This window comes from Succinivibrio dextrinosolvens DSM 3072, assembly GCF_900167015.1.
GTDB classification, from domain to species: Bacteria; Pseudomonadota; Gammaproteobacteria; order Enterobacterales; family Succinivibrionaceae; genus Succinivibrio; species Succinivibrio dextrinosolvens.
On record NZ_FUXX01000032.1, the window covers coordinates 1 to 23,908 of the forward strand.

Here is a 23,908-nt window from a genome sequence, read left to right on the forward strand (position 1 = left end):
CTAGGGCAATGCATCTTTATCGAAATGGGATGCCAATGCCACTTCTTTCAGAGTGGTTAGGTCATACACAGATGGAAACAACTATTAAATATTATGCAAATGCTGATGTTAAGATGATACAAGATGCAGTTGAAAAAGCAACTTCAGACTTTAATCCAATCATCAGATCTGCAGTTGATTTTAAATTTGATAATGATGATGTAGTTCTCAAGAGACTGTATGGACTTATGTAAATGTTATCCCGACTTTTTATGTACCGATGCCCGTAACTAAGCCGATTTTTGCTGCTTTACGGTATAATCATAAAGTCGGGATAAGTGTTGTGAGAGGGCTGAGTTAGAACTCGCCCTACTCGATTCCCTGTCTGATATTTTTTTTCCAAAATTTCCAAGTCCTATTTTCTGGTAGTATTATGAAACCAAATGAATTTCTTCAGATTGTACATTTTGCAGAGAAACTTAAAGATACAACACGTCACTGTACAACCTCAAAAGGAAGAGCTGAGAGTGTAGCTGAACACAGCTGGCGAATATCCCTTATGGCACTTTTCCTGCGTTCAGAATTTCCTGAGCTGGACATAAACAAGGTAATTGCCATGTGTCTGATCCATGATTTGGGAGAGGGATTTACCGGTGATATACCTTCCTTCAATAAGACTCAGAACGATGAAAGTCTTGAAGACTCACTTTTCAGAAAATGGATTGATTCACTGCCAGAAGGACTCTCTGAGAGCATCATGTCCTTGTATGAGGAGATGAGTGAACTTAAGACAAAAGAAGCAAAGCTTTATAAAGCTCTTGATAAGATTGAGGCTGTCATCCAGCATAATGAGTCTCCAATTGAGACCTGGAGTGAGAACGAGTATCAGCTTAATAAGACCTATGGGCTTGATGAAGTAAAATTTTCAGAGTGGATGAAGTCTTTACGTCAGGAGATTCTTAAAGAGACTCTAGTTAAAATCGAAGAACAGGAAAATACTGTCAGAAAGTGCGTATAACCTATTAGTCTGCAAGCAAAAAATACTGAGGCTTATATAAGCGGTTTATAAGGAAATTAAAAAAAAACTTTAAAAAAGTGCTTGCATGATCTCAAAAATTTAGTAGAATAGTCCGCGTTGAGTTAATCAACAACAAATTGCAAGGCTTGGGTCGTTAGCTCAGTCGGTAGAGCAGCGGACTTTTAATCCGTTGGTCGAGAGTTCGAATCTCTCACGACCCACCAAGCAAGATGCAAGATTTATCGCTGGGTCGTTAGCTCAGTTGGTAGAGCAGCGGACTCTTAATCCGTTGGTCGCGGGTTCGACCCCCTCACGACCCACCATTTTGGATGCTTAGCTCAGTCTGGTTAGAGCATCTGCCTTACAAGCAGAGGGTCATAGGTTCGAGTCCTATAGCATCCACCATCTTGTTAAATCCTTTTAGGATTACCATTTTAAACGTTTAGATGGGTCGTTAGCTCAGTTGGTAGAGCAGCGGACTCTTAATCCGTTGGTCGCGGGTTCGACCCCCTCACGACCCACCATCCTAACGTTGAAATCCTCCTTTTGAATCAATTTCTTTCACAATTGTTCTGTACTCCATTTTCAATTTGGTAATACTTCACAATCTATTTGTTTTGTATTTCAAAATCATCCTCTCATAAGTCTCCTTGTGGTAAATTATATGCTTAGAATATATTCAACATAGGGTGATTGAAGTGAATTTAAAAAATGACCGCATCATAATAAAAAATCTAATAGATAAAAATGATGAAAACAATAAGACAATCTCTCTCGTAGCTAATTCAGGTATTCAGTTCATCGATTTTGAATTTGACTCGAAAATCGATTTCTCTTCAGATGAAGACAATTTCGTAGATAAATATCCTTCCATAGTTGTTAAAGGACAGTTTGCTCCTCATCCACTATGTGGACGCCATTTTGCAAGGTTTAAAGAGGATAAGGCATCGAATAAGTGTGTTATCGAAGGTGCTGAAAATATCTCCATGGAGAAAGGCGATAGATATGGAGATGACAGTCCTATTGATCTTATTGAGTCACTTAACCTCTACAACGGTGTCTGGTTCCCAATCTGCTATTACAGCTCAGGTCATGATGAAGGTCCTATCAATTGGGCCAGAGCCAGAATCATAAACATGTCCGATGTTAAGGATCGTGATAACGGCGGTTTATATCACGTTACTTTTGCATTTGATACCAAACTGGATAATGAAAATACAGCGCTTCACTGTGCTCCTTCAACATCCGATATCAGTGATGTCTTTACCTTTAGAGGCTGCTATGCGGCAACAAAGCTTTTAGATGACAACGAATCAGGCGCATCCTTTGTAAGAGAATGGGCAAAGAGTGTCTATGAGAAGAGCTATCCTAAGACAACCAATGATTCCAGAGTTGAGGTCATCAAGAAAGAATGGCTTGAAAAGAACTATTATGAAAAGCACTATCTGAATCTGATTGCTTTCCTTGAATACTTTGTCGAGCCTAATAATATTAAACTTATGCCTTTTGAGGAGAATGGCAGTGAGACTCCAATCGATGTAAGTCTGATTCTGGATGTCGGTAATTCCCGCTCCTGCGGTATTCTAATGGAAGAGGATGATGATCATTCATCATCACTGCTGCGTAATCCACAGCTTGAAATCAGAGATCTGAATGCAGTTGAAAATGTATATGTAGGAACATTCGACAGTAAGATTCAGTTCCAGAAGGCCAACTTCGATTTCAATTACTGCTCAGATATCTCCAGCAGACTGGACGCATTCGTCTGGCCATCTTTAGTTCGTGTAGGTGCTGAGGCAAAACACTTAAGTGCAAATTCAGCCGGCAATGAGGGTAACACTGGTCTTATTTCTCCTAAACGCTACCTTTGGCAGTTTGATAATGATTTGAATACATCTGAGAAGTGGAATTTCAATAATCACTATTACCAGATCCCTGTAAGAGAGATGGCAAAGGATAGTGACAGATACCATACCTCTTATCTTAAGCTTGATGAGAATGTAAGCTCAGCAACATATCTTCCAATATCAAGATTTATTAACTCATACGGTGATGCTCTGTTTGCAGATACCGGTGATGAAAGTAAGCTTCTTGCCAACTACACCGGCAAATCAACCATGACCTTCATGCTGATGGAAATCATTATGCAGGCCATGATGCAGATGAACAGCTTCCACTATCGTCAGACCAAGGCTAATGCACTAAGACCTCGCAGACTTAAGGCAGTGGTTCTAACAACGCCTCCTTCAATGCCTGATCTTGAAAGGGAAGTTTTCAGATCATGCGCCTATCAGGCAATCGGTCTGATCTGGAAGGCCTACGGATATGACAAGACTCCAGCAACCGAGTTTAAGTACATTGAAAATGCATCTTCAATGTTCCCTAAGGCACCTGCAGTTATACTGAAGTGGAATGAAACTCTGACCTCTCAGCTTGTATATCTATACAACGAGACACAGAAGGTATTCGGTGGCAACAGTCTTGATTTTATCAAGCATATCCGCAGAGCAGATGCTGATAAACGTGTAAATGAGCATAACAAGCACAAATTCGGAAGCAAGAAAGCTGATTACGTATCAGCACGTATTGCATCTATTGATATCGGCGGTGGCACCACAGACCTTGTGATCGCAGACTACAGCTATCCATGTGCGGTTTACTCTGAGGATGGAGAAAAGAAAGAGCTTGGTAACCAGAGCGGTACTGTAGAAATACGAGAGATTCTAAAGGATGGATCTAAGACTGCAGGTGATGATCTGGTTCTAAATCTTATCAAAGAGGAGATTGTACCTCAGCTTGGTGATACCTCTGCCTTAGCAAAGATTATCGGTACAGGCTCATCTGACAGTATAGAGTTTGTAAAAAACAGAACACAGACTGTAGAGCAGGTTTTCACAAAGATTGCATACAGAATCATTTCAAGACTGGAAAAGCTGAACAGTGCTCCTGCCGGAACTACCAGTGTAATTGCAAAAGGAACTGTAGAAGAGTTCCTTTATGGCATTGATTCCTGTGAGGCTTTAGATACAAATGAAGATCGTGCAAGAAATGAAAGCTTTGACAGAAAAAAGAAGCCTTGTGTAGATGAATGTGTCTCTAACTTCATAACCAAGCATCTTGGTGCGGACTACAAGTTCTTTGAGATTCCTTTAGAGTTTGATATCTATAAAATCAATCACGAGATTTCTGTAGGTGACCGCTATGATGTTTGTTCTTCATTGAACTATCTGAACACCATTGTTAACACCTATCAGTGCGACGTTCTGATTTTAACCGGCCGTCCTTCAAAGATCCCTGGTATCAGAACCTTGATTGAAAGCAATTCTCATCTGTCTCCTAGAAGAATCATCAGTCTGCATGAGTACAAGTGCGGCAGCTGGTATCCTTCATTTACTCTTGAGAACGGCAAGATTGGAGATCCAAAGACCTCTGTTGTTGTCGGTGCGCTTTTAGGCTATATCAAACAGTCAAATATCAGCAATCTTTCAACCTTCAGAATCAACCCTAACTATCAGGAGGCTCCATCCCCTGCAAGATTTATGGGTAAGGTTGATGAGCAGTGTCGACTGGAGGACAGAGAAGTTAAGTACAGGTTCTACACCACAGCTGAGCTTAAGGAGAGAAAGGCTGCAGATGAAGGTGAAGAAATTGATCTGGATGCAAACTACCTTGATGATAATGCCAACAGAGCAAAGCTTGAGCTGGTTTCAGATGTATTATCTGAGAAGAGTCTGCATTCAACTCTGCCGGTAAACCTTGGTTATCGTCAGTTTGACGAGCAGGCCTTTATGGCAACCATGCTCTATCATATCGAACCATACAAGAAAATCAGTGAACTCTCATCGGTAAAAGCAACCAAGAAATGGATTGTTCCTGATATTGAAGATATTGATTTTACCCCTGAGGGCAGGGCCAAGCTTAATACAGATTTATTCTGTCTGTTATACCCAAGCCATCAGGATCATTTCCCAGACAGGGCTCTGGATATCTTTGACAAGGCTGTGGAAGGTCTAACTACAGTTGAAAGCGACATTTCCCTGGCAAAGAGTCATGCTTCTCTCATGTATGGCGCTGACAGAAGTGCGCTTAAGGTTTTAGATTTTGACAGCCCATATGCTGCAGTTATCAGTCAGTTCGATAATCAGGCTATGGAGGCTGGTAATCAGCAGGCTGCAACCTTAAAGCAGACCGGTATAATGGCAAAGCTGACCAATGCTGCAGGCAAGGCTGAGGATAAACGCAAGGAAGGCTACGATGCCTACAAACAAAGTCATTTATCTGAGGTCTTCGGTGCAATAGAAAGCGCTGCAGCTGCTGAGAGATCCAAGGTTAAGGGCGTATTCCTTCGCGAACTATGTATGTGTGTTGAGGATGCCATAAATGCCTTACGCAGAAAAGAGCAGAATAAACTAGATGAGATTACTGCGGCTGTAAAAGGTGTAAGACCTGGTGACAGCGGTCCTCATTATTTTGATATCACAATAAAGGTTGAAAATGAGGCCTTAAGAAAGGATTCTCCATTAGGAAAGTGTCTTGGCTTTGTTCGTGAGCAGGAGAAATCTCTTGAGCAGGATATCTTTATCTTAAAGATTACAAATGCAAAGGACACCTCAGGCTCAGGCTCTGATGATTGTACAAGTTATCTGAAGCTGAGTCTTAAGACTGTCAGTGATGGTGATGAATACTGGAATAACGACGGTTTGATTCTTGATAAGGAATAATTTTTTATGAAAAACGAATTTAAAGACAATCGTCTGAATCTTCTGGCTCAGTGCTGCAACAGGGCATATAAGTGGGTAGAAAAGGCTGCACTGGATGAGGCCGAGCTTAGAAATGAAGAGAATGCTCTGGGGATTTCCATCTGTCAGCTTCATAATATGGCAGATGCAGCTCATGAGGTTCTTACTGTTAATTCAACCATCGGTGTGTTCGGCGCTTCTCAGGCAGGCAAGAGCTACCTTGTATCTGCACTTGCATCAAATGGTGGCGGTGAAGGTCTGGTTGCTAACTGGGAAGGTAAGGAGATATCTTTTTTCCATCATTTAAATCCAACCGGTGGAAATCGTGAGGCAACCGGTCTTGTAACAAGATTTACCCGCATGACATCTCCTGCGGTTAAGGGATTTCCTGTTACCTTAAAGATTTTAAACGAAGTTGAACTTATCAAGATTCTGGTTAATTCATTCTACTTGGATATGAATCTTGAGGCTGCCAAGGACTTTATGATTGAGTATGACAGCCGCTTTAAGGATAAAGCAAAGCTTGATGCTCTGTTTGAAGAGCTGAAAGCACCTGAGTATCAGCTTAAGGACAATGAGAATTCATATGTAACTGAGAATGATATTGTTGAACTTTCAGAGTACGTATATTCTCATGCAGCATTCTGCTGTCTGATGTCCGAGGAATTCAAACCAGACTGTTCCTTCTGGAATCAGGTTAGACATATTATTGGATCTTTAAATCTTAAGGGTAGGGGCAGATTATTCTCCTTATTCTGGGGAAATCTGAAGGCTTTTAACAATCTGTATGAAACCATTGCTCCTGAAATGGAGAAATTCAAGGGTATGCGCGAGGTTTATGCTCCGCTTAATGCCTTTGTTACCGAGATTGACGGCAAGCTCATGCAGATCCCTCAGAAGACTCTTATTGATATTCATGCTTTAGACGGAGTATTCAGAGAAGAGCTTCCTTTAGTGGTTGATATTGCTCTTAACCGTGATGCATCTGATATTGCAAAGATAAGATTCCCAATTCTTGCATTTGCTACTGCTGAAATCAGTTTCCCTGTGCCTTCTCAGTCTCAGTCAGGAAACTTCGATGTGCTTGATTTCCCTGGCGCCCGTTCAAGAAAGAGAGAAGAGATCTCTATCTGGAAGGATGCCGACGGTCTTGCAAAGAACGGACAGAATACCGCAACCGAGTTTATCCGTCGTGGTAAGGTTGGCTATCTGATTGAAAGATACTGTCAGCGTCATGAGATTGATGTTCTGCTGTTCTGCTCAAGCGTGGAAGGTCAGGGCGAAGTTGCTGAGGTAACTCCATATCTTTCATCATGGGTTTATGAGAATATCGGTAAGGAGCCTGAGGATAGAGCTTCCTACGAGAAGATTCCGGTTGTAGGTGCCTTTACCAAGTTTGATGCCTGCTTTACACGTGATATCGGCAAGGAGGCAGCTTCTCTTTCTGATATCGGCAAGACAATTACTACTGCTATGGAGCGTTATGCTACAGGCTGGATTCAGAACTGGGCTCACGGACAGGAGTTCAATCAGTTCTTCTTTGTAAGACGTCCAAATCTGCACTCAAAGAATGATGTTTATGAATTCAGTTCAGAGGATGTAGAAACCGGTATTCGTCCTGAGTATCAGCACTACATCGATGACTATAAGAAGGAAATCGTAAAAGATCCTGACATGAAATATGTTTATGAGTTCAATAAATATAAGCAGATGGGCAGGGCAGAGGATACTCCAGTTATTTCAGAAGTATTAAAGGCAAATGACGGCGGTATTCAGTATCTTTCATCCTTCCTTAAGGATAACTTTACTGATTACAACTTTGGAAAAGAAAAATTCCATGACAGCATTAAGAATATGGCTCAGGCTTTAAGAAGCCGTCTTGGTAAATATGCAAGAGAGTCTGGTGAACAGGCTTTAAGAATTGCACATGCCAATGCCATTAAAAAGTTCAGACAGCTGGCATCCTGTGATGTCGTAGCCGGAACCTTCGGACGTTTCAGAAGCTTCATTGAAATCAGTGAGGATATGGCACGAGACAATTACCTTACAAACTTCAGCGGAGGTCGTTCAAGCAACGCCTATCGTTTTGCAAAGGCCTTAACCAAGATGCGTGAGGATAATCTTGAGTCTATGCGCAATGGTGTGTTCTTTGATGTTATGCTTGCTGATATCTTAAGATTCTGGGAGATTGAGCGCAAAAACGTCGAGGATTATCCTGAGAATGAGCGCGAGGCCTATAACTTCTTTATCGCCGATAACGGCTCTCTGATTACTGACAAAAATGCTCTAAGAGACAGCTTCCACGAGCTGATGCAGTATCTGACCGTAGAGCTATCAAAAGCCTATAATGCTATGAATGTAGAGCAGGCGGTTATTGATGCCATCGACCCATATGAGTCTCCAACCTCAAAGAAGGATGATCTCTGTGACGGTCAGTGTGCAAGAGCTCTGCAGATTATCTCTGATTTCAATACCTATCTGTGTCTTGGAAAGGTTGATGATTCCAAGATTGAGCGTATAAAGGTAAGAGTAAAGAGTGACGCTGATGACAGCTCTGCAGATGCATCTCGTCCTTTATTCAAGGAATCTTCAGAGAACAAGAGTTTTATGGCAGATATAAAGAGATCAAATGTTGACTCTATAAGACAGCATTACTGCAATGATTACTTCAGTGTGCTGCTTAATGTCATCTGTGCCAAGAATTTAACCGCAGAGAGTAAATATAATATTTCTCCAGAGCTTAACCGAGAAATATGTGAGATTCTTTCTGATATTGATAATGTGTTTTAGAGAAAAAAATGTCTGAATTTACAGAAAAACTTACTGCATCTGTTTTAAAGGAAAACAATCAGGGCTATCTGATTCTAAAAAACTGCTGGTCTTTATTTGATTCTAATATCGGAGTCGGTGGAGTTTCACACAGTTTTAATATCGTAATAAGACCTGAAAATGCTCAGGAAACAATCTCCGAGGAGAGTATAAAGCCTGAGAATATCACCTTCTATTCATCAGAGAAGGGCTATAAGATTAAGCTCAGCACTGAGACCTTTAATAATGTCTCCTCACAGGTTAATCGTTATAACGGTAAATTCGAAACCATTGTTAGAGAATATACTACCGCTGATAATAAGGTAAACGGCAATCCAGTTGAGTTTGCTACCTCTATTGAAGGTGACCTTTCTTTAATTCTTGACTCCTATGAGCCAGAAGCACAGTACGTTAATGGTCCTGCAGCAGCTAAGTCCAGTGCGGCAGCATCAACCTCAAATGACTCCTTATTCTCTGGTGTAAGTCAGGATGTCCCTCTGAATCAGAGCGTGGCTTCTGCTGGTGCCTCAAAGAAAAAGTCTATTCTTCTGCCTGTGTTAGGCGGTCTTTTAGCTCTGCTTTTAATTCTATTAGGCATTCTGTGGTGGCTTGGTGTATTTAGTCCTGCTGATAAGGTAGTTCCAGAGGCGGCTCCTGTAGAAAATACACAGAGTGCTGATAATCAGAAAGAACCAGAGAATACAGCACAGAACGAGGAAAACAAGGTTGAAGAGAACAAGACTGAGGAGCCAGTAAAGAGCGATGATAATCAGACTGCTCAGAATGAGCCTGCAAATGCTACAGCCAACAGCAGTGAACCTTCAGCAGCAGACAATCAGAGCGCTGCTCAGAGTGTAGCTCCAGCAGCAGAGGCAACTTCTGCATGTGCATTAAGCTCAGATGCCGATGACGTGATTATCTCTAACTGCCTGGGCTCAAAGCCTACAGTTGAAGTGATTAACACTCTTTCAGAGAAGTCTCTTGAAAATGACCGCTGTGTACTGGGCAAGCGACTTCTATCAAGTTATGGTAGAAAGGATTCTTCAGCAGCATATCTGTTCGCTAAGTATTTTGATCCAAATTCTAGTGCTCAGAGTAAATGTATTGAGAAGGATAAAACTCAGGCTGTCTACTGGTATCAGAAAGCTGCCGATATGGGTATGTCCGAGGCAAAAGAAGCTATGGCAAAGCTAAAGGAGTAAAGACGTGAAACTTATAAGTATGACTGTAAGTGCAGTTCTATTATCTGCACTGTCCTGCAACACCTATGCAGATACTCCTCTTTTAATGGATGGAAAGAAATCCATTTATCAGCGTGTGCTGACAACTCCATCCTGTGTCTTAAAAAAGAATGCTGCGGATACATCAGGTGATAAGGTTGCAGCCTTCTCCCGTTTCTATATTTACAAGGATGAGGGAAATTCCTTACTGGTTGGCCCAGATATCTCCGGTAAGACCTCAGGTTATCTTGATAAGAGCTGCGTTGTCGACTGGAAAATGCAGACTGCTCTGATGTTCACCAATCCTGCATCAAGAAATCGTGCTCTTGTCTTTAAGACCAAGGATGAGCTTCAGAAGATTGTTGATAACAGCAAGCCATCTGACGTTGTTACTCCAATGATGGAGAAACTCAAGAAGAATGAGTCTATTTCAGGTGTTATTTCTGCAGAACCAGACACCTATGTTGACTACAAAAAACAGTTTTATCTGCTGCCTATTCTAGATTTTGAAGAAACAATGTTTGATGATGGCAATTACCTCAGAGAGCTTAAGATTGCCTCTGTTACCAAAAAAGGAGATGCTTCAAAGTCTCAGAGCGATCTGCAGAACGAACTTAAAAACTTTAAGGCTGCAGTTGTCTTTGTTATCGACTCAAGTATTTCAATGCAGCCATACATTGACAGAACAAAGGAAACCATCAACTCAATTGCAAAACACATCAAAGAGCAGAAACTCTCTGACAGTGTTCATTTCGGTCTGATTTCATTCCGTTCTAGCACCAAGGCTGTACCTGAGCTTGAATATGTCTCAAAGGTCTTTGTAAAACCTGGCGAGGCAACTGATGCAAATCAGTTCAAACAGAAGCTTGAATCCTTAAATCAGGCAAAGGTTTCAAGTAAATACTTTGATGAGGATTCCTTTGCCGGTATCAATTCTGCACTTAACAAGATTGACTGGTCAGATTACGGCGGACGTTATGTGGTTTTAATTACTGATGCCGGTGGTATCAGCGGTTCAGACAAGCTCTCATCAACAGGACTTGATTCCAAGGAGCTTCGTGCCGAGGCTAAACACAAGGGTGTTGCCATCTATGCAATGCATCTTCTGACTGACTCCGGCAAGAGAAATTCAAATCATGACAAGGCCAAGAATCAGTATCAGGATTTAACCTATAACGATACTATCAGCAAGTCTCTTTACTATCCTGTAAACGCTGGTGATGTAAACAGCTTCGGTAACAAGATTGATGAGCTGTCAAAGAGCATTACCAATCAGGTTAAGCTGGCATCTCAGGGTAAGGATGCGCTTGGAACTGCTCCAGATGAAAAGGATGATTCCAATATGGCTTCAGATACAGCTGCTTTAGGTTATGCAATGCAGCTTGCCTATCTGGGTGAGAAGCTAGGAACCAGTGCTCCTGATTTTCTGTCAGGATGGATTGCAGACAGAGACCTTGTATCACACGATAAGGTCACCAGCACTCCTGTGGTTCTTCTGACCAAGGATGAGCTTTCATCTCTTAAGGATGTAACCAAGAAGATTCTTGATTCAGCCAATGAGGGTATCCTAAAGCCAGAGGATATGTTCAGCCAGTTACGATCTGTTGCTGTAAGCATGGGACGTGATCCTTCTGCCCTAGGCAAAACAGATTCTCTGAAGCTTGGAGAGCTTGGCTTACTAGGCGAGTATCTTGAGGATCTGCCATACAAGAGCCGTATTCAGGAACTTGATGAACAGACCTGGGCTAATATGGGACCTGATGAGCAGAATCAGACCATAAGTGATCTGGAGTCAAAGCTTAACTACTATCAGCAGTGCAATGACGATTCAGCCCGCTGGATTAAGCTAAATCCAAAGGAAGATGCTTCAATGGCTGTTTACCCAATTCCTCTAGAGGTTCTTCCATAAGTGGATGCTTATTTAAAAGTTAAGGATTTCTCTTTTAGCTATCCTAAAAGAGATGGAAAGGGCGGATATACCATTCGCCTTGAATCTCTTGAAATGCAGCCAGGCTCAGTTCTGGCTGTAACTGGAGTTTCAGGCTGCGGAAAATCTACTCTTTTAGAGTGTCTTGCGCTTTTAAGAGAGAACAGTAGCTTTGGAAAATATCTTATTGACGATAGGGAGGTCCTATCTGAAAAAACAGATGCCAGACGTCTTATTCGCTCTGCTCTTATGGGATATATGCCTCAGAGTGGAGGGCTGATCCCTTATCTTAGTATCAGAGAGAATCTAAAGTTTCAGATTGAGATTTCATCCCGTTCCAAAAAAAGATTGTACGGAGAATGTGAAGATTCAGGTGATCTTTTAAAGACCTCCTTATCCTTATTTGAGGACTTTGGCCTTGGTGATGTTTTAAATCTTTATCCTCATGAACTCTCAATCGGACAGAGACAGCGTGCGGTATTTTTCAAGAGTATCTGTCATAATCCAAAGATTCTTTTTATTGATGAGCCTACCTCGTCACTGGACCCTCAGAACGGAGACAAGCTTATATCAGTTATGCTTGAAGTCTGTTCTAAATACAGCATGTGTGTGCTGATGGTTACTCATGATCTGTCTCTTGTAAGAAAGCATGGACTGAGTGTTATTGATTATGAGCCTGATGATGCCCAGAGCGGAATCTTTGTTTATAAGGAGAGCCTATGATCCTGAAGCTGGCCTTATGCTCATTAAGATTCGACAAGATTATCAGTATCTGTATAGTTGCATCTCTATGTGCTGTGATAGCTCCGCTTTTACTGCTTTTTTCTCTAAGATTTGGAATTATTTCAAATCTTGAGCATAAATTAAGCTCGAATCCTACTAATCTAGAAATCAGAATGATGTCCGGATATAGACTTGAGCAGCAGTTTTTTGATGATCTGAAAAATAATCCTCATGTTGGTTTTGTTATTCCTCTGACCCGTTCTCTGAGTGTAACTGCCAATGTCGGTTTTAATGGAAAAATCGTTCAGAACCTTGAAACTCTGCCAACAGCAAACGGGGATCCTATTCTTGAAGAGATGAATTTAAACGGTAATCTTTCAGAGACTGAAGCCTATCTTTCTGAAACCACTGCTTCAGATCTGGGAATGAGGGTAGGCGATACATTTAAGTTTGTAATATCAAGAATTACTGATAACAAGACAGTTAATGCTGTGGTTCCATTTACTCTTAAGGGAATCATAAAAAAAGAGCTTTTACCTCATAAAACCATTCTGGTTAATTTCAATACTCTTGTGTATATGGAAGATTTCCGTGATGGCTTTGAGCCTCCTGTTTTCTCAGATGGCTCCAATCCGAATTCTCAGAGAAAGACTTTTGCCAAGGCAAGAATTTATGTTAAATCTCTTAACGATTTAGAGCCGGTATCAAAGCAGTTGCGTCAGAATTATTCAATTACTGACAAGCTATCTTCAGTTGAGAATCTGAAGGCTATATCAAGAGTTCTCTCATTTATTTTCTCAACCATTGCTATAACTTCAATTGTAGGTGGTGTGATGGCTACGGTCGGACTCATATTCACCAATCTGTCACGACTTGAGAAAACCTTTGCTCTGCTGTTTTTGAGCGGACTTTCTAAGAGCGGTGTTTTTCTGATTGTGATAATTCAGAATTTCATTCTTTCCGTTTGCTCTTATCTCTGCTCGCTTGGACTGTTTTATGCGGGAATGTTTACCTTTAATCTTTATTTTAAGGATCTGTTAGGACCACAGACTCTGGTAAGTACTCTTACCATTGAACATGTAATTGCAGGAGGACTTATGACTTGTATCGTCTGTGTCGCAGTCAGCATGATTGTGTGTCGTTTCAAGGTTCTGAATCTTAAGGTTGCAGATAGTTTAAGAAATGTTTAGAAAAATAGAAAAAATTGCCGTACTGACCTGTATTGCTCTAGGTTCCAGTGCTTACTGTGCAGATGATGCTGCTAAAATTTTTAATCCTGACCCAAAGGGAGATGATGTTATTCTTCCTATGCCTTGCAACAGGATCATGGCATTCAGAAAAGTGTATACCTCAAATGATCCTAAAAAAATAAAGGACAAGAACTATAATGCAGGTTCTGCTCAGAACAAGTCTCCTATGTCCCAGAATCCTAATTTAAGGTATGTTCAGGGATCATTTCATGACAGTCACGGCTACTTTTTTCTGATAGCAAAATATGAACTGATGGCAGGACAGTACGAAGCTCTTGTTAATTCAGATAAGTGTGACTCTCTGAAACTTAATAAGCTTTCCAGACTCCCTGCAGTCAAGATTTCTTATTTTGATGCCATGAATGCGGCTCATGCCTATTCTCTTTTTTTACAGCAGTCAAAGGATAGCTTCAAGTCTGAGAATAACACTGTTGCCTATGCAAGACTTGCTTCTGATGATGAGTGGGAGTTTGCTGCCCGTGGAGGCAATGCTGTAACACAGAGTCAGTTTGAGGCAAATCTTCCTCCAATGGAGAATGATGATCTATCCTTATATGCCTGGTTTGACGGACCTATGAGCGCGAACGGAAAACTTCAGCTTGCAGGTCTTAAAAAGCCTAATCCTCTGGGAATCCACGATATGCTCGGTAATGCTCAGGAGATGACTCTTGAGCCATTCAAGGCCGTCAGAACCGGAAGACTTCTTGGTTTATCCGGAGGTATATGTGTTCGTGGCGGAAGCTATCTTTCTCCGAAGGATTCTTTGAGCAGTTCTGCCCGTACAGAAAAGCCTCTGTATATCAACGGCAATGATGTGGTTGCGAATGATACCACCACAAGATTTGTTCTTTCTGTGCCTGTAGCCCAGAATACAGACGAGGTTAAAAAGCTTAACTCTGATGTAGAATCTTTAGGTGATCATGACGAGGGCGAGGATAACAATGTACTTGTATCCGCAAAGCAGCGCATTGAAAAATATGAGGCTGAAAACAAGAAAGCTCAGGAAAACTTCAAGAAAGAAACTGATGCCTTAAAGGAACAGAATTCATCCTTAAATGAGCTGAACTCAAATCTTGAGAAAAAGAGTGAGAAGCTTCAGAAACTTAATGACAGTCTTTTATCTCTGAATGACAAGCTTAACCATTCAAATTCAGAACTGCTGGTCGAACTTAAGGATCTTAAGGATAAGATTACTACAGCTAATGCTCAGGCAGAATCCATGAAAGAGGTTGCTGTTGCAGCCAACCTTCGTTTAGGCGGATTCCTGTGCAAGACAGTGAATGATGGAGCCAATACTCTCAATTACTACCAGAACCTTTTAAAGGTTGTGAAAAAACAGTGTGAGTCTTCGAAGGATCGCTGCAAGAATCTTGATTCGGTTAACTCAAATATCGCCTTGAACGAGGCCTCCTTAAAGGAGCTGTTAACCTATTACGGTGATACCATGGCTAATGCTCGTATGAACTACAGTATGGGCGTTTTTAAATCTCAGCTTAAGAATGCAAAAGAGGCTTTTGGTTCAAACTCACGATATGACACTTATGTAGATACCTATTATCGTCATCTTGATGGTTATAAGAAGCTGTCAAAGGATTCATCCAAAAACCATAAGCTATGGACAGACGAATGCAGTAAGGTAGGAAAAGGACAGAAATAAATGCTTAGAATTTACAGATGCAGTAAACAGGAGGTTTCTCCTCAGGTTCTCGCCTATGCACCTCATGCTGCAATGTGGGATAAAGAAATCGAAATACAGCTTGGACAGGAATACTCTGCAATCCTGGCTCAACCTGTAATTGACGGTGATTACGTAAACTTTCTTACCCCAAAAAGCGGTGAACAGATCGAGGTGGATTCCTCAAATCTCAATCAGTTCTCTAAGGCATCTGAGCTTTTAGAAAGACGCAAGCAGCACGTCTACAGTTTTCTGACATCAGGAAAACCTCTAATCAACAAGACACTTGAATCATCACGTGCTGATTATGCATATGCGGTTGCTCATGCTGAGAGGTTTTTCGTCCTGCAAAATGAAATTCCTGTAGCTGTTGGTGCCACCTTAAGTGCAAAGCCTGCCTGGATTAACCCTATACCGGCAGTTGCAGCTGTTCCTCCTAAAAAGGGATGTCTTCTGCCATTCCTTCTGTTACTGCTTTTAGGATTACTTCTGCTTGGTCTTTTATGGTGGTTCTTCCTGCGTCCATGGCCAATGGAGGGGACATTAAAGGATCGCTTTGATGATCTTTTTGGTAACAGAACCGAGCAGGTTGTAGAGCCTGAAAATAAAGCTCCTCAGGAAGAGGCAAAAGAGCCTGTTGTTGAACCTCCTGCACCTGAAGCCAAGGAAGATGAAGAGAAGAAGGCTTTAGAGGAGAAATTAAAAGAGGAGGAGGCAAAACGTCTTGCTCTTGAGGAAGAATTAAAGGCTAAGAAAGAAGCTGAGGAGAAGGCTGAACAGGAGCGACTGGCTCAGGAGGAGCTTAAAAAGAAAAAGGAGCAGGAGGCTCGCGAGCTAGCAGCTAAGAAGAAGGCTGAAGAGGCTAAAAAGAAAGCTGAAGAAGAGAAGAAAAAGGCTCAGGCTAAAAAGGTTCCTAAGTGCAAGACATTAAAGGAGCAGGGAAAGATGCCTCAGATGGCAATCGCCTTTGACGGTTCTGAGTCTATGCAGATGCAGTACGGTTCAACTACCAGATTACGTGCGGCTAAGAGCGCTGCAAAGGATCTGATTTCAACTGTTGATAAGAATGTAAGCATTGGTCTTGTTGAAATCAATGGCTGTCCACTGTCCAAAAACAGAGGTTTCTTTGCCCCTGCTAGACGTTCAGCTTTATTAAACTCGATTGATAACATCAATCCATATGCCTATGACGGTAAGACTCCACTGGTAAACGGTCTGAATGAGCTTTCAAAAATGCTGGATGGTAAAACTACAGATGCAGTCGGTATTCTGATTTCAGATGGTGAGGATACATGTCCATTCACCTCAAAGATGAATGTTTGTACTGTTGCTAAGAAGATTCATGAAAGACAGCCAAAACTTAAGATTCATACTATTCTGATCGGTGATTCAATTGACTCCGCTGCATGTATTGCAAGAAATACAGGCGGTCAGGTCTTCAAGCCAAGGGATGCCAAGCAGATTGAGACCTTCCTAAAACAGGCTGGAGCCTCACTTAAGAAGGTTTGCGAGGAATAGTACCGGTGCATTTTACAGGAATAGATATGAAAAAATTTAAGAGGGAAGTATAAGGAGAAAAAATGGCATCAAGATTACTTAACAGTGGCGAGCTGAAGAATTACTTTGCCATTGGTGAAGATGGTGTTCTGGTGTGGCAGAGAGCTGATGCTTTCAGATCTTCTATTATTACTTCAGAACAGTTAGGCCAGAAATACGCTGATTATCTGGCTGTTCCAAGATTTACTGCTGACGGTTCTCATGTAGACTGGTTCATCCCTTTTGCTGCAGATAACAAGCAGGGAGAATATAGTGTTGTTGCCTGGCCGGCTGCATCACCTGATGAGAAAAAAGCTGCTTTAGTGGAACTGAACAGACTTAATGAGAAGTTCTTGAATTACGGCTACAATCTTCATGCTCGTGCCTTAAATGCAAATGACCGTCTGTTTGCTCATTTTCTGACAGGAAGCGGAGATGGGGATGCTGTTAATCCTGCAATTCATTTTCCAGATGAGGAATGCGTTTATATTGTAAATGGCCGTCCCGTTATTACTTTCTGGGGATTTTTAAACCGAGGTGATACTCTAAGTGGTAATCCTTTCTCAAGATTAAGCGGTGGAGTTGTACCACCTGTTACTCCTAGAGTAGCACCTGCCGCTCCTGCAGCTGTAGCTGCTGCTAATCACAAGTGGTGCTGGCTCCTTCTGCCTTTACTGCTTTTGCTGCTGCCTCTGCTTTTATATCTGTTATGGTGGTGGTTCTTTGCAAGAGTTCAGGGGCTGCCTCTGTTCAAGACCTATCCTGATATTTCCAACTTAAGTCTTGAGCCTGCCAAGGAAACCCTGGTTGTTCCTGATAAGGATAAGATAATACGTCTTAAGGATGGTTCTTATGTAAGAGTGGATGCTGATGGCAAGGAAACAGTAATTCCTGCTTCTGAGGCTGAGAATCTGAATCTTAATGAGCCTAAGGCTGATGATTCGACTGCAAATGATGAGCCAAAGGTTGAAGATCCTGTGGCTGATACAGAAAAGCATGCAGAGGAGCCTGTAACCCCACCTACTGAAGATAATGCACAGAATCCTGTGGACGAGAATCCAGCAAAGGATGATAATCCTTTACAGACTCCTGATGATAATACCAATACAGAACAGAAGACAGATGATAATAACAATCAGAATGTCCCTGTTCCTCCTGAGCTTAGCCAGGATAATCAGAATGCCGTTCCTGATGCCCAAGACGGACCTCAGCTGTCTAACACTGATCTGAACAGTGGAGATATTTCCAAGCTTGATGGAACCTGGAAGGTTAATTCAACAATTGTTGATAGGAAAACCAACAAGCCATTGCAGCTTGAATATAATTTCAAGGATGGAAAGGGAACCGCTACAATTTCTCAGAAAAATGGTGTTAAATGTACAGGAGATGTAAATGGAGGCCTCAATGGTGGTGCTCTAACCATTCAGGGAAATTCCATTGCAAAGTGTACTGACGGCTCTTCCTATGCTATGCCTAAGGTTGTTTGCAAGCCTGGTAAAGATGGAAATTCAGACTGTACTTCCTCATATGACGGAAAGTCCTCCGGTACAACAAAATCAGAGTTCCCTATGACAATTCATAGGTAAGCAGGAAACGAATTATGATTAAATCAAGTTTGATTTGTATTGCAGTTGCCATTAGTGTATTCACAACCGGCTGTGCATCATCATCTTCTGGTTCTGTGAATCCAAGTCTGAAAAAGGATGAACCTAAATTCTTTTCTAAATCTGGCGGTAGTGCCTGTCTGCTTGGTGCAACCATTGCCGGTCTTGCATGTCTTGGTATCAAAGATGACAACAAGGCTTCAGCCTGTCTGATTGCTGCAACTGCCGGCTGTGCTGCCGGTATGACAGCCAACTACATGCTTGATAAAACCAGAGCTGATTACCATAATCTTGAGGATCAGCTCGATGCAAGCAAAAAGCAGGTTCAGGACAGTATCAACAGTACTAAAACCTTAAAGGCAACCTCAGAGCAGACATTGGAAGAAGACCGAGCTGAAATCGAAAAGCTTAAGGCTCAGATTAAAAACGGTACAGCTTCCAAGGATGCTTTGGAGAGAAAGCTTGCCGACATGCAGGCTAACCTTGACTACATGAAAAAGAGACTTGATTCTGACAAATCAACTCTTGCCGAGTATAAGTCTTTAAGAGATTCTTTAAATAACGGAGAGGGCGGAAAGCCTGCTCTTAACAACATGGATGCACAGAGAAAAAGCGAGGAGCTTGACGCTAAGATTGATGAGCTTGAGAGAAATATTGCTCAGCTAGATTCCTCAATTGTCGCTTATGCCTCTCAGACCTCAATGTTAAAGAATGACGTTGGACAGATTGGTATTTAGGATTTTTACTTTTATGAAGAATATTAACAAATTATTATTACTAAGCTCATTTGTTCTTACAGCATGTACTACAACACCTGATAAATGCGATCCAAGCTCTGATCCTGGTTTTTTAGATAAATTAGGCTGTGTTGCATCTGGCTCATATGAAAAAAGAGTTAATGCAAAATCTCAGGAAATAAAGGACCTTGCAGCTGAGCAGAAGGAGCTTTCTCAGAGTGTAATTGAGCTAGAAAAACAGCGCAGTACACTTGTATCAGATAGAGCTTCACGTCTTGCAGAAATGGACAAAATCAATGATAAGCTTGCGTCTTTAGAGTCTTCTTTAAGACAGAAAAATGCCATGACAAAGGAGCTTCAGTCAAAGATTAACAATGTTAAGAGCTCTGCAACTGAAGTTAAGAATCTTGATGAGGATGCAAGTATTATGGAAAAGAAGGCCAAGCTTGCTCAGCTTCAGAAGCAGTATGATGAGCTTGTAGATCAGATGTCACAGGGATTCTAAAATATTCCGTACATTAACAGACAGTTACTAACTGTATGTTTTATAAACAAAAAAAGTGCCAGGATCAAGAATGATAAAAGAAATCCTGGCACATCAAATTCTTTCTATTGGATCTTAATTGTAGGTTATCTTTTCATATAAGCAATTTTCTTAGGCAAAATTCAAAAAAATGTTAATTAGATCTGATTTTTCAGAGAATCAATGAGTTGCATTTTTTCATGTACCCATAAAAATCCTCAACTGTTTGTTTTTTCCGTTTTTAATTTTTTTGATTTTGTGAAGTGAACTCTTGTCTTTTTTGTATATTATTTTTTTCTTCAATCTACAAAAAAATGTGATTTCTGTTAAAATAGGGCAAATTTTTTAGCGTTGAAAGAGTGTTATGCAAGAATCTATTTTACGTAAATTAGAAGCTTTGGTAGAGCGTCATCAGGAAGTTGAGCAGCTGTTAAGCCAGCCTGATGTAATCGCTGACCAGGATAAGTTCCGTGAGCTTAACCGTGAGTATTCTCAGCTTCAGGTTACAGTAACTACCTACAAGGAATATACCACCGCAGTAGCAGATCTAGAAGAAATGGAGCTGATGCTCAATGGTGATGATGAAGATATGAAGGCTATGGCCGAGGAAGAAATCGGTCCAACCAGAGAGAAGGCTGAGCATCTAGAGCATGAGCTTCAGTTACTTCTTCTTCCTCATGACAAGCGAGATGACTGTAACTGCTTCCTTGAAATCCGTGCAGGTACCGGTGGCGATGAGGCCGCTCTGTTTGCAGGAGATCTGTTCAAGATGTATACCCATTACGTTGAATCAAAGGGCTGGCAGCTTGAAGTTATCTCTGTTGCTGAAGGTGAAATGGGCGGTTACAAGGAAATCATTGCAAAGATGTCTGGTGAAGGCGCTTACGGCTACATGAAGTTTGAGTCTGGCGGTCACCGTGTTCAGCGTGTTCCTGTAACAGAAACTCAGGGCCGTGTACATACTTCTGCTTGTACTGTAATGGTTCTTCCAGAGATTCCTCCTGCAGAAGCTCCTGTTATCAATCAGTCCGATTTAAGAATTGATACTTTCCGTGCATCAGGTGCCGGTGGTCAGCATATTAACAAGACCGATTCTGCAATCCGTATTACTCACTTACCAACAGGTATTGTTGTTGAGTGTCAGGATGAGCGTTCTCAGCATCAGAACAGAGCTCGTGCTATGGAAGTTCTATACTCAAGACTTGCTCAGCTGGAAGAGGACAAGAGAAATGCTCAGGCTACAGAAATGCGTCACAGCATCTTAGCTTCAGGTGACCGTTCTGACCGTATCAGAACCTATAACTTCCCTCAGAGCCGTATTACAGATCACCGTATCAATCTGACCGTTTACCGTTTAGATGAAGTTCTAGCCGGAAATCTGGATCTTATGCTGAAACCTGTAATTGAGGAGTTCAAGGCAGAACAGCTTGCCTCTATGGCATCTCAGGGTGCTCTCTAATCCTTAATTATCATAAATAACTATTCACAGTTTTCTGTGAATAGTTATAAAAAACCCATCTCTATGACAATATTCGAAGCATTAAAAAACTCCAGAACAAAGCTTTCCAATGCTGGAATCGAAAGCGCTTCTCTCGATGCATCTCTAATCATGTCCCATATTACCGGGCTATCTAAGGTTCAGCTTATAACTCACGATACAGATGTGCTTTCTGATGAAACTGCAGCAAAGTTTAACGAGCTTATCGACAGACGAATTACAGGCTATCCTATTGCCTATATTCTCGGTTACAAAGAATTCTGGGGGCTAAAGCTTAAGGTTACAGAAGATACTCTGATCCCAAGACCTGATACCGAGATTATTGTCCAGACTGCAATTAACTGTAAAGTTCATGGACCTATTTTAGATATGGGAACAGGCACTGGCGCAATTATTCTGGCTCTTAAATCAGAGTATAGGGATAATATTGAAGCGTATGCCTGTGATATTTCTAAAAAAGCACTGGAAGTTGCTTCAGAAAACGCAAGAAATCTTTCTCTGGATGTAACCTTTATCGAGTCAGACTGGTTTTCAAATCTTGGGAATATGAAATTCTCGCTAATTGTTTCAAATCCTCCTTATATAGAGGAAAACGATCCTCATCTTTCCAGGACCTCTTTACCTTATGAGCCTATAACAGCTCTTACATCAGGTGCAGACGGACTTGATGATATCCGTATTATATGCAGAGCTGCGTTATCTCATCTTAATAAGGGAGCACCGCTTATGGTTGAGCATGGATACAATCAGGGCAGGGCTGTTTCTGAAATTTTTATTGAAAATGGATATAGAAATGTCGAGACCATCAAAGATTTTGGTGGAAATGACAGAGTTACGATTGGCTATATGAGCTAGTCTGAAAAGAAATACGGCATCAGATGAAACACCTGATGCCGATAAGATCCTTATGTTTGTTTGATTGTATAGAATTAACTTATGGATTCATTATACGGAGAATAAAATATAAAAAGTTGATCTAGAGCAATGTTTGGAAAATATGCTCATTTTTATATAATAAATTAAACAGGATGGCTAATTTATTTGCCTAATCTTACTTGTATCTTGCCTAATTTTATCTTTTTTTACTTTCTTTATTTAAAACCAGATTTTTTTCACATCAATTTCTACTCTGAATTTCTCCTGCTGACCTAATCTTAAAATGATAGTTTTGAGAGGAAGGTCTATGACAGATGTATTTGAGAAATTACTGAAGAACAGAAAAGTTAATATCCGTTCTGAGGAGTTTGCTCCTGCAATAGAAAATATTTACTGGTCCAATGCAATGTGTCATCGCATTAATTTCAGTGAGCCGGATTTTAAAATTCTAAAAACTCTGTTCGATGAGCTGTTTAATGGCAAGCTTCCTGCGTCTAGTATTCTTATTCCTCCGATTCATATATATTTTCCAAGACACCTTTTTATAGGCGAGAATGTGTTTGTTAATCACAACAGTACATTCATAGCTGCTGGAGGTATTGAAATAGGAGAGGGGACTTTTATAGGTCCCAATGCATCTGTAATTACGGACAACCACGAGTTTGGCTCTCTTAACTATCTTCATCCAAAGAAGGTAAAGATAGGGAACAGAGTCTGGATTGGAGCAAATGCGCTGATTCTGCCTGGAGTAACCATAGGTGATGATGCTGTGATTGGTGGTGGCGCTGTTGTAACCTCCGATGTTGCATCAAAGACTCTGGTTGGAGGTAATCCTGCAAAGCTGATTAAGAAGCTGTAAAGAATTGAAGAAAGGAAATAGAAATCAGTTTAAAGATGAAAAAAGACGCCCGAAGGCGTCTTTTTTCAGCAACACGTTATGGTTTAATCTAAACCTGAAGTGTCGTCTGATGAACTGTTCATATAGCCATTGCCATTTAAATCATCATCATTGCCAACAGAGCATAGTCTGTGCAGGTGACGTGGCTGAATAACCTGAAGATACTTTTTGAAAATTTTTGCGTTATGATCGGTAATAACCTCATCTGAAGTAATCTGTTTTACAAAAACTTTCTCTTCTTCTGTTTTTGGCTTGCGAGTTCCGTTGTAAAGCTCCATCATTGCAGTGCCATACTTCTCAAGCAGGTTTGACTCATTGATAGTAAAATCACCACTGCGACGGATACCACGTGCAAAGTGCTGGAAATCATTAAAAGGCTTTTCTGACTCAAAGCTCATTTTTGTATCCTCAAATTAGATTACATATACAAATACAAAATTCATGGAATTATATGCTTTTTTTTAGTTTATGTGTAGCATTTGTTGAAATTATTCTCGGTCTCATTCTACTAGCTGATTATCAAGGAAAAATGAAAGCTATCTCGCAAATTTATACATTAATATAAAAAAGCAGTTTTTTAACATTTTGAACTTTAAGATAAAAAAATTAAAAAATTGATTTTTTGTAATAAAAATAGCTAATAAAATTGAGTGTTTACAGGCACTTTGTTAGAATTAGCATGTTAGTATATGAAATCTGCATTTAAAAACTAGCGCAGAGATTTAGATAATAAGTAATGTTCTCTTAGGACACTAGAGTAGAAGTCATATAACAAGGAAGACTTTTACCGACTGATTGTGCAAACTAAAGAGCAAAGGGCATAAGGTGTATCTGTATACTGTCGCCCTTTTTTGCTATTAAATAGCAGAGGAAACTTCTCTTTAGAGATGAGAAGAT

16 protein-coding genes, 4 tRNA genes and 1 pseudogene are annotated in these 23,908 nt (G+C 40.9%); 20 read left to right on the forward strand and 1 reads right to left on the reverse strand.

The window, feature by feature from the left end:
• The 20 genes and pseudogenes from B5D46_RS08565 to B5D46_RS12485 all read left to right on the forward strand — a co-directional run.
• Positions 1 to 233, forward strand: a 233-nt coding sequence (locus B5D46_RS08565; protein WP_143675643.1) for a site-specific integrase, incomplete at its 5' end; no start/stop codon positions are given.
• Positions 234 to 412: 179 nt separating this feature from the next.
• Positions 413 to 997, forward strand: coding sequence for an HD domain-containing protein (locus B5D46_RS08570; protein WP_078929099.1), 585 nt, complete (start codon positions 413 to 415; stop codon positions 995 to 997).
• A gap of 148 nt (positions 998 to 1,145) precedes the next feature.
• Positions 1,146 to 1,221: transfer RNA gene (locus tag B5D46_RS08575), tRNA-Lys, on the forward strand.
• A 23-nt stretch (positions 1,222 to 1,244) separates the two neighbouring features.
• A tRNA-Lys gene (locus tag B5D46_RS08580) sits at positions 1,245 to 1,320 on the forward strand.
• Between the two features lie 4 nt (positions 1,321 to 1,324).
• Positions 1,325 to 1,402: transfer RNA gene (locus B5D46_RS08585), tRNA-Val, on the forward strand.
• A 43-nt stretch (positions 1,403 to 1,445) separates the two neighbouring features.
• Positions 1,446 to 1,521 (forward strand) — tRNA-Lys (locus B5D46_RS08590).
• A 174-nt stretch (positions 1,522 to 1,695) separates the two neighbouring features.
• Positions 1,696 to 5,718, forward strand: a complete 4,023-nt coding sequence (locus tag B5D46_RS08595) for a virulence factor SrfB (RefSeq protein ID WP_159443070.1) — start codon at positions 1,696 to 1,698, stop codon at positions 5,716 to 5,718.
• Positions 5,719 to 5,724: 6 nt separating this feature from the next.
• The gene (locus tag B5D46_RS08600; protein ID WP_078929101.1) at positions 5,725 to 8,526 is read left to right on the forward strand and encodes a virulence factor SrfC family protein; all 2,802 of its coding nucleotides are present in this window, start codon (positions 5,725 to 5,727) and stop codon (positions 8,524 to 8,526) included.
• Between the two features lie 8 nt (positions 8,527 to 8,534).
• Positions 8,535 to 9,746 (forward strand): RodZ family helix-turn-helix domain-containing protein, encoded by a 1,212-nt coding sequence (locus B5D46_RS08605; protein ID WP_078929102.1) that lies wholly within the window; start codon positions 8,535 to 8,537, stop codon positions 9,744 to 9,746.
• Positions 9,747 to 9,750: 4 nt separating this feature from the next.
• Positions 9,751 to 11,673 carry a vWA domain-containing protein gene (locus B5D46_RS08610; RefSeq protein WP_200805037.1) on the forward strand — a complete coding sequence of 641 codons (1,923 nt, stop codon included), beginning with the start codon at positions 9,751 to 9,753 and terminating at the stop codon, positions 11,671 to 11,673.
• On the forward strand, positions 11,674 to 12,414 hold the full coding sequence (locus B5D46_RS08615) for an ABC transporter ATP-binding protein (RefSeq protein ID WP_078929104.1): 741 nt from the start codon (positions 11,674 to 11,676) through the stop codon (positions 12,412 to 12,414).
• Complete coding sequence (locus B5D46_RS08620) at positions 12,411 to 13,604, forward strand: ABC transporter permease (RefSeq protein WP_078929105.1); 1,194 nt, start codon at positions 12,411 to 12,413, stop codon at positions 13,602 to 13,604. The genes B5D46_RS08615 and B5D46_RS08620 overlap by 4 nt, the downstream gene beginning before the upstream one ends.
• Entirely contained in the window at positions 13,597 to 15,321 is a 1,725-nt protein-coding gene (locus B5D46_RS08625) for an SUMF1/EgtB/PvdO family nonheme iron enzyme (RefSeq protein ID WP_078929106.1), read from the forward strand. Before B5D46_RS08620 ends, B5D46_RS08625 begins: the two co-directional genes overlap by 8 nt.
• A complete protein-coding gene (locus B5D46_RS08630; protein WP_078929107.1) occupies positions 15,322 to 16,857 on the forward strand; it encodes a vWA domain-containing protein in 1,536 nt (511 codons plus the stop codon). It abuts the gene before it with no gap.
• A 62-nt stretch (positions 16,858 to 16,919) separates the two neighbouring features.
• Positions 16,920 to 18,461, forward strand: a complete 1,542-nt coding sequence (locus B5D46_RS08635) for an SrfA family protein (RefSeq protein WP_078929108.1) — start codon at positions 16,920 to 16,922, stop codon at positions 18,459 to 18,461.
• A gap of 14 nt (positions 18,462 to 18,475) precedes the next feature.
• Positions 18,476 to 19,216, forward strand: coding sequence for a coiled-coil domain-containing protein (locus B5D46_RS08640; RefSeq protein WP_078929109.1), 741 nt, complete (start codon positions 18,476 to 18,478; stop codon positions 19,214 to 19,216).
• A gap of 13 nt (positions 19,217 to 19,229) precedes the next feature.
• Positions 19,230 to 19,721 carry a coiled-coil domain-containing protein gene (locus tag B5D46_RS08645; RefSeq protein WP_078929110.1) on the forward strand — a complete coding sequence of 164 codons (492 nt, stop codon included), beginning with the start codon at positions 19,230 to 19,232 and terminating at the stop codon, positions 19,719 to 19,721.
• Positions 19,722 to 20,103: 382 nt separating this feature from the next.
• Positions 20,104 to 21,198, forward strand: coding sequence for a peptide chain release factor 1 (gene prfA, locus B5D46_RS08650; protein ID WP_078929111.1), 1,095 nt, complete (start codon positions 20,104 to 20,106; stop codon positions 21,196 to 21,198).
• Between the two features lie 63 nt (positions 21,199 to 21,261).
• Positions 21,262 to 22,092: a peptide chain release factor N(5)-glutamine methyltransferase gene (gene prmC, locus B5D46_RS08655; protein WP_078929112.1), complete on the forward strand. Its 831-nt coding sequence runs from the start codon at positions 21,262 to 21,264 to the stop codon at positions 22,090 to 22,092.
• A gap of 721 nt (positions 22,093 to 22,813) precedes the next feature.
• A pseudogene (locus B5D46_RS12485) lies at positions 22,814 to 22,966 on the forward strand (DapH/DapD/GlmU-related protein); the annotation flags it as partial.
• Between the two features lie 89 nt (positions 22,967 to 23,055).
• On the opposite strand, the gene B5D46_RS08665 reads toward B5D46_RS12485, so the two are convergent.
• Positions 23,056 to 23,409 (reverse strand): MaoP family protein, encoded by a 354-nt coding sequence (locus tag B5D46_RS08665; protein WP_031491469.1) that lies wholly within the window; start codon positions 23,407 to 23,409, stop codon positions 23,056 to 23,058.
• Positions 23,410 to 23,908: the final 499 nt, after the last annotated feature.

What these genes read in the sequence shown, in the direction of transcription:
- B5D46_RS08570 (WP_078929099.1), top strand. Translation starts at nt 413, where the DNA reads ATGAAACCAAATGAATTTCTTCAGATTGTACATTTTGCAGAGAAACTT.
- B5D46_RS08600 (WP_078929101.1), top strand. Translation starts at nt 5,725, where the DNA reads ATGAAAAACGAATTTAAAGACAATCGTCTGAATCTTCTGGCTCAGTGC.
- B5D46_RS08605 (WP_078929102.1), top strand. Translation starts at nt 8,535, where the DNA reads ATGTCTGAATTTACAGAAAAACTTACTGCATCTGTTTTAAAGGAAAAC.
- B5D46_RS08620 (WP_078929105.1), top strand. Translation starts at nt 12,411, where the DNA reads ATGATCCTGAAGCTGGCCTTATGCTCATTAAGATTCGACAAGATTATC.
- B5D46_RS08625 (WP_078929106.1), top strand. Translation starts at nt 13,597, where the DNA reads ATGTTTAGAAAAATAGAAAAAATTGCCGTACTGACCTGTATTGCTCTA.
- B5D46_RS08630 (WP_078929107.1), top strand. Translation starts at nt 15,322, where the DNA reads ATGCTTAGAATTTACAGATGCAGTAAACAGGAGGTTTCTCCTCAGGTT.
- B5D46_RS08635 (WP_078929108.1), top strand. Translation starts at nt 16,920, where the DNA reads ATGGCATCAAGATTACTTAACAGTGGCGAGCTGAAGAATTACTTTGCC.
- B5D46_RS08640 (WP_078929109.1), top strand. Translation starts at nt 18,476, where the DNA reads ATGATTAAATCAAGTTTGATTTGTATTGCAGTTGCCATTAGTGTATTC.
- B5D46_RS08645 (WP_078929110.1), top strand. Translation starts at nt 19,230, where the DNA reads ATGAAGAATATTAACAAATTATTATTACTAAGCTCATTTGTTCTTACA.
- prfA (WP_078929111.1), top strand. Translation starts at nt 20,104, where the DNA reads ATGCAAGAATCTATTTTACGTAAATTAGAAGCTTTGGTAGAGCGTCAT.
- prmC (WP_078929112.1), top strand. Translation starts at nt 21,262, where the DNA reads ATGACAATATTCGAAGCATTAAAAAACTCCAGAACAAAGCTTTCCAAT.
- B5D46_RS08665 (WP_031491469.1), bottom strand. Translation starts at nt 23,409, where the DNA reads ATGAGCTTTGAGTCAGAAAAGCCTTTTAATGATTTCCAGCACTTTGCA.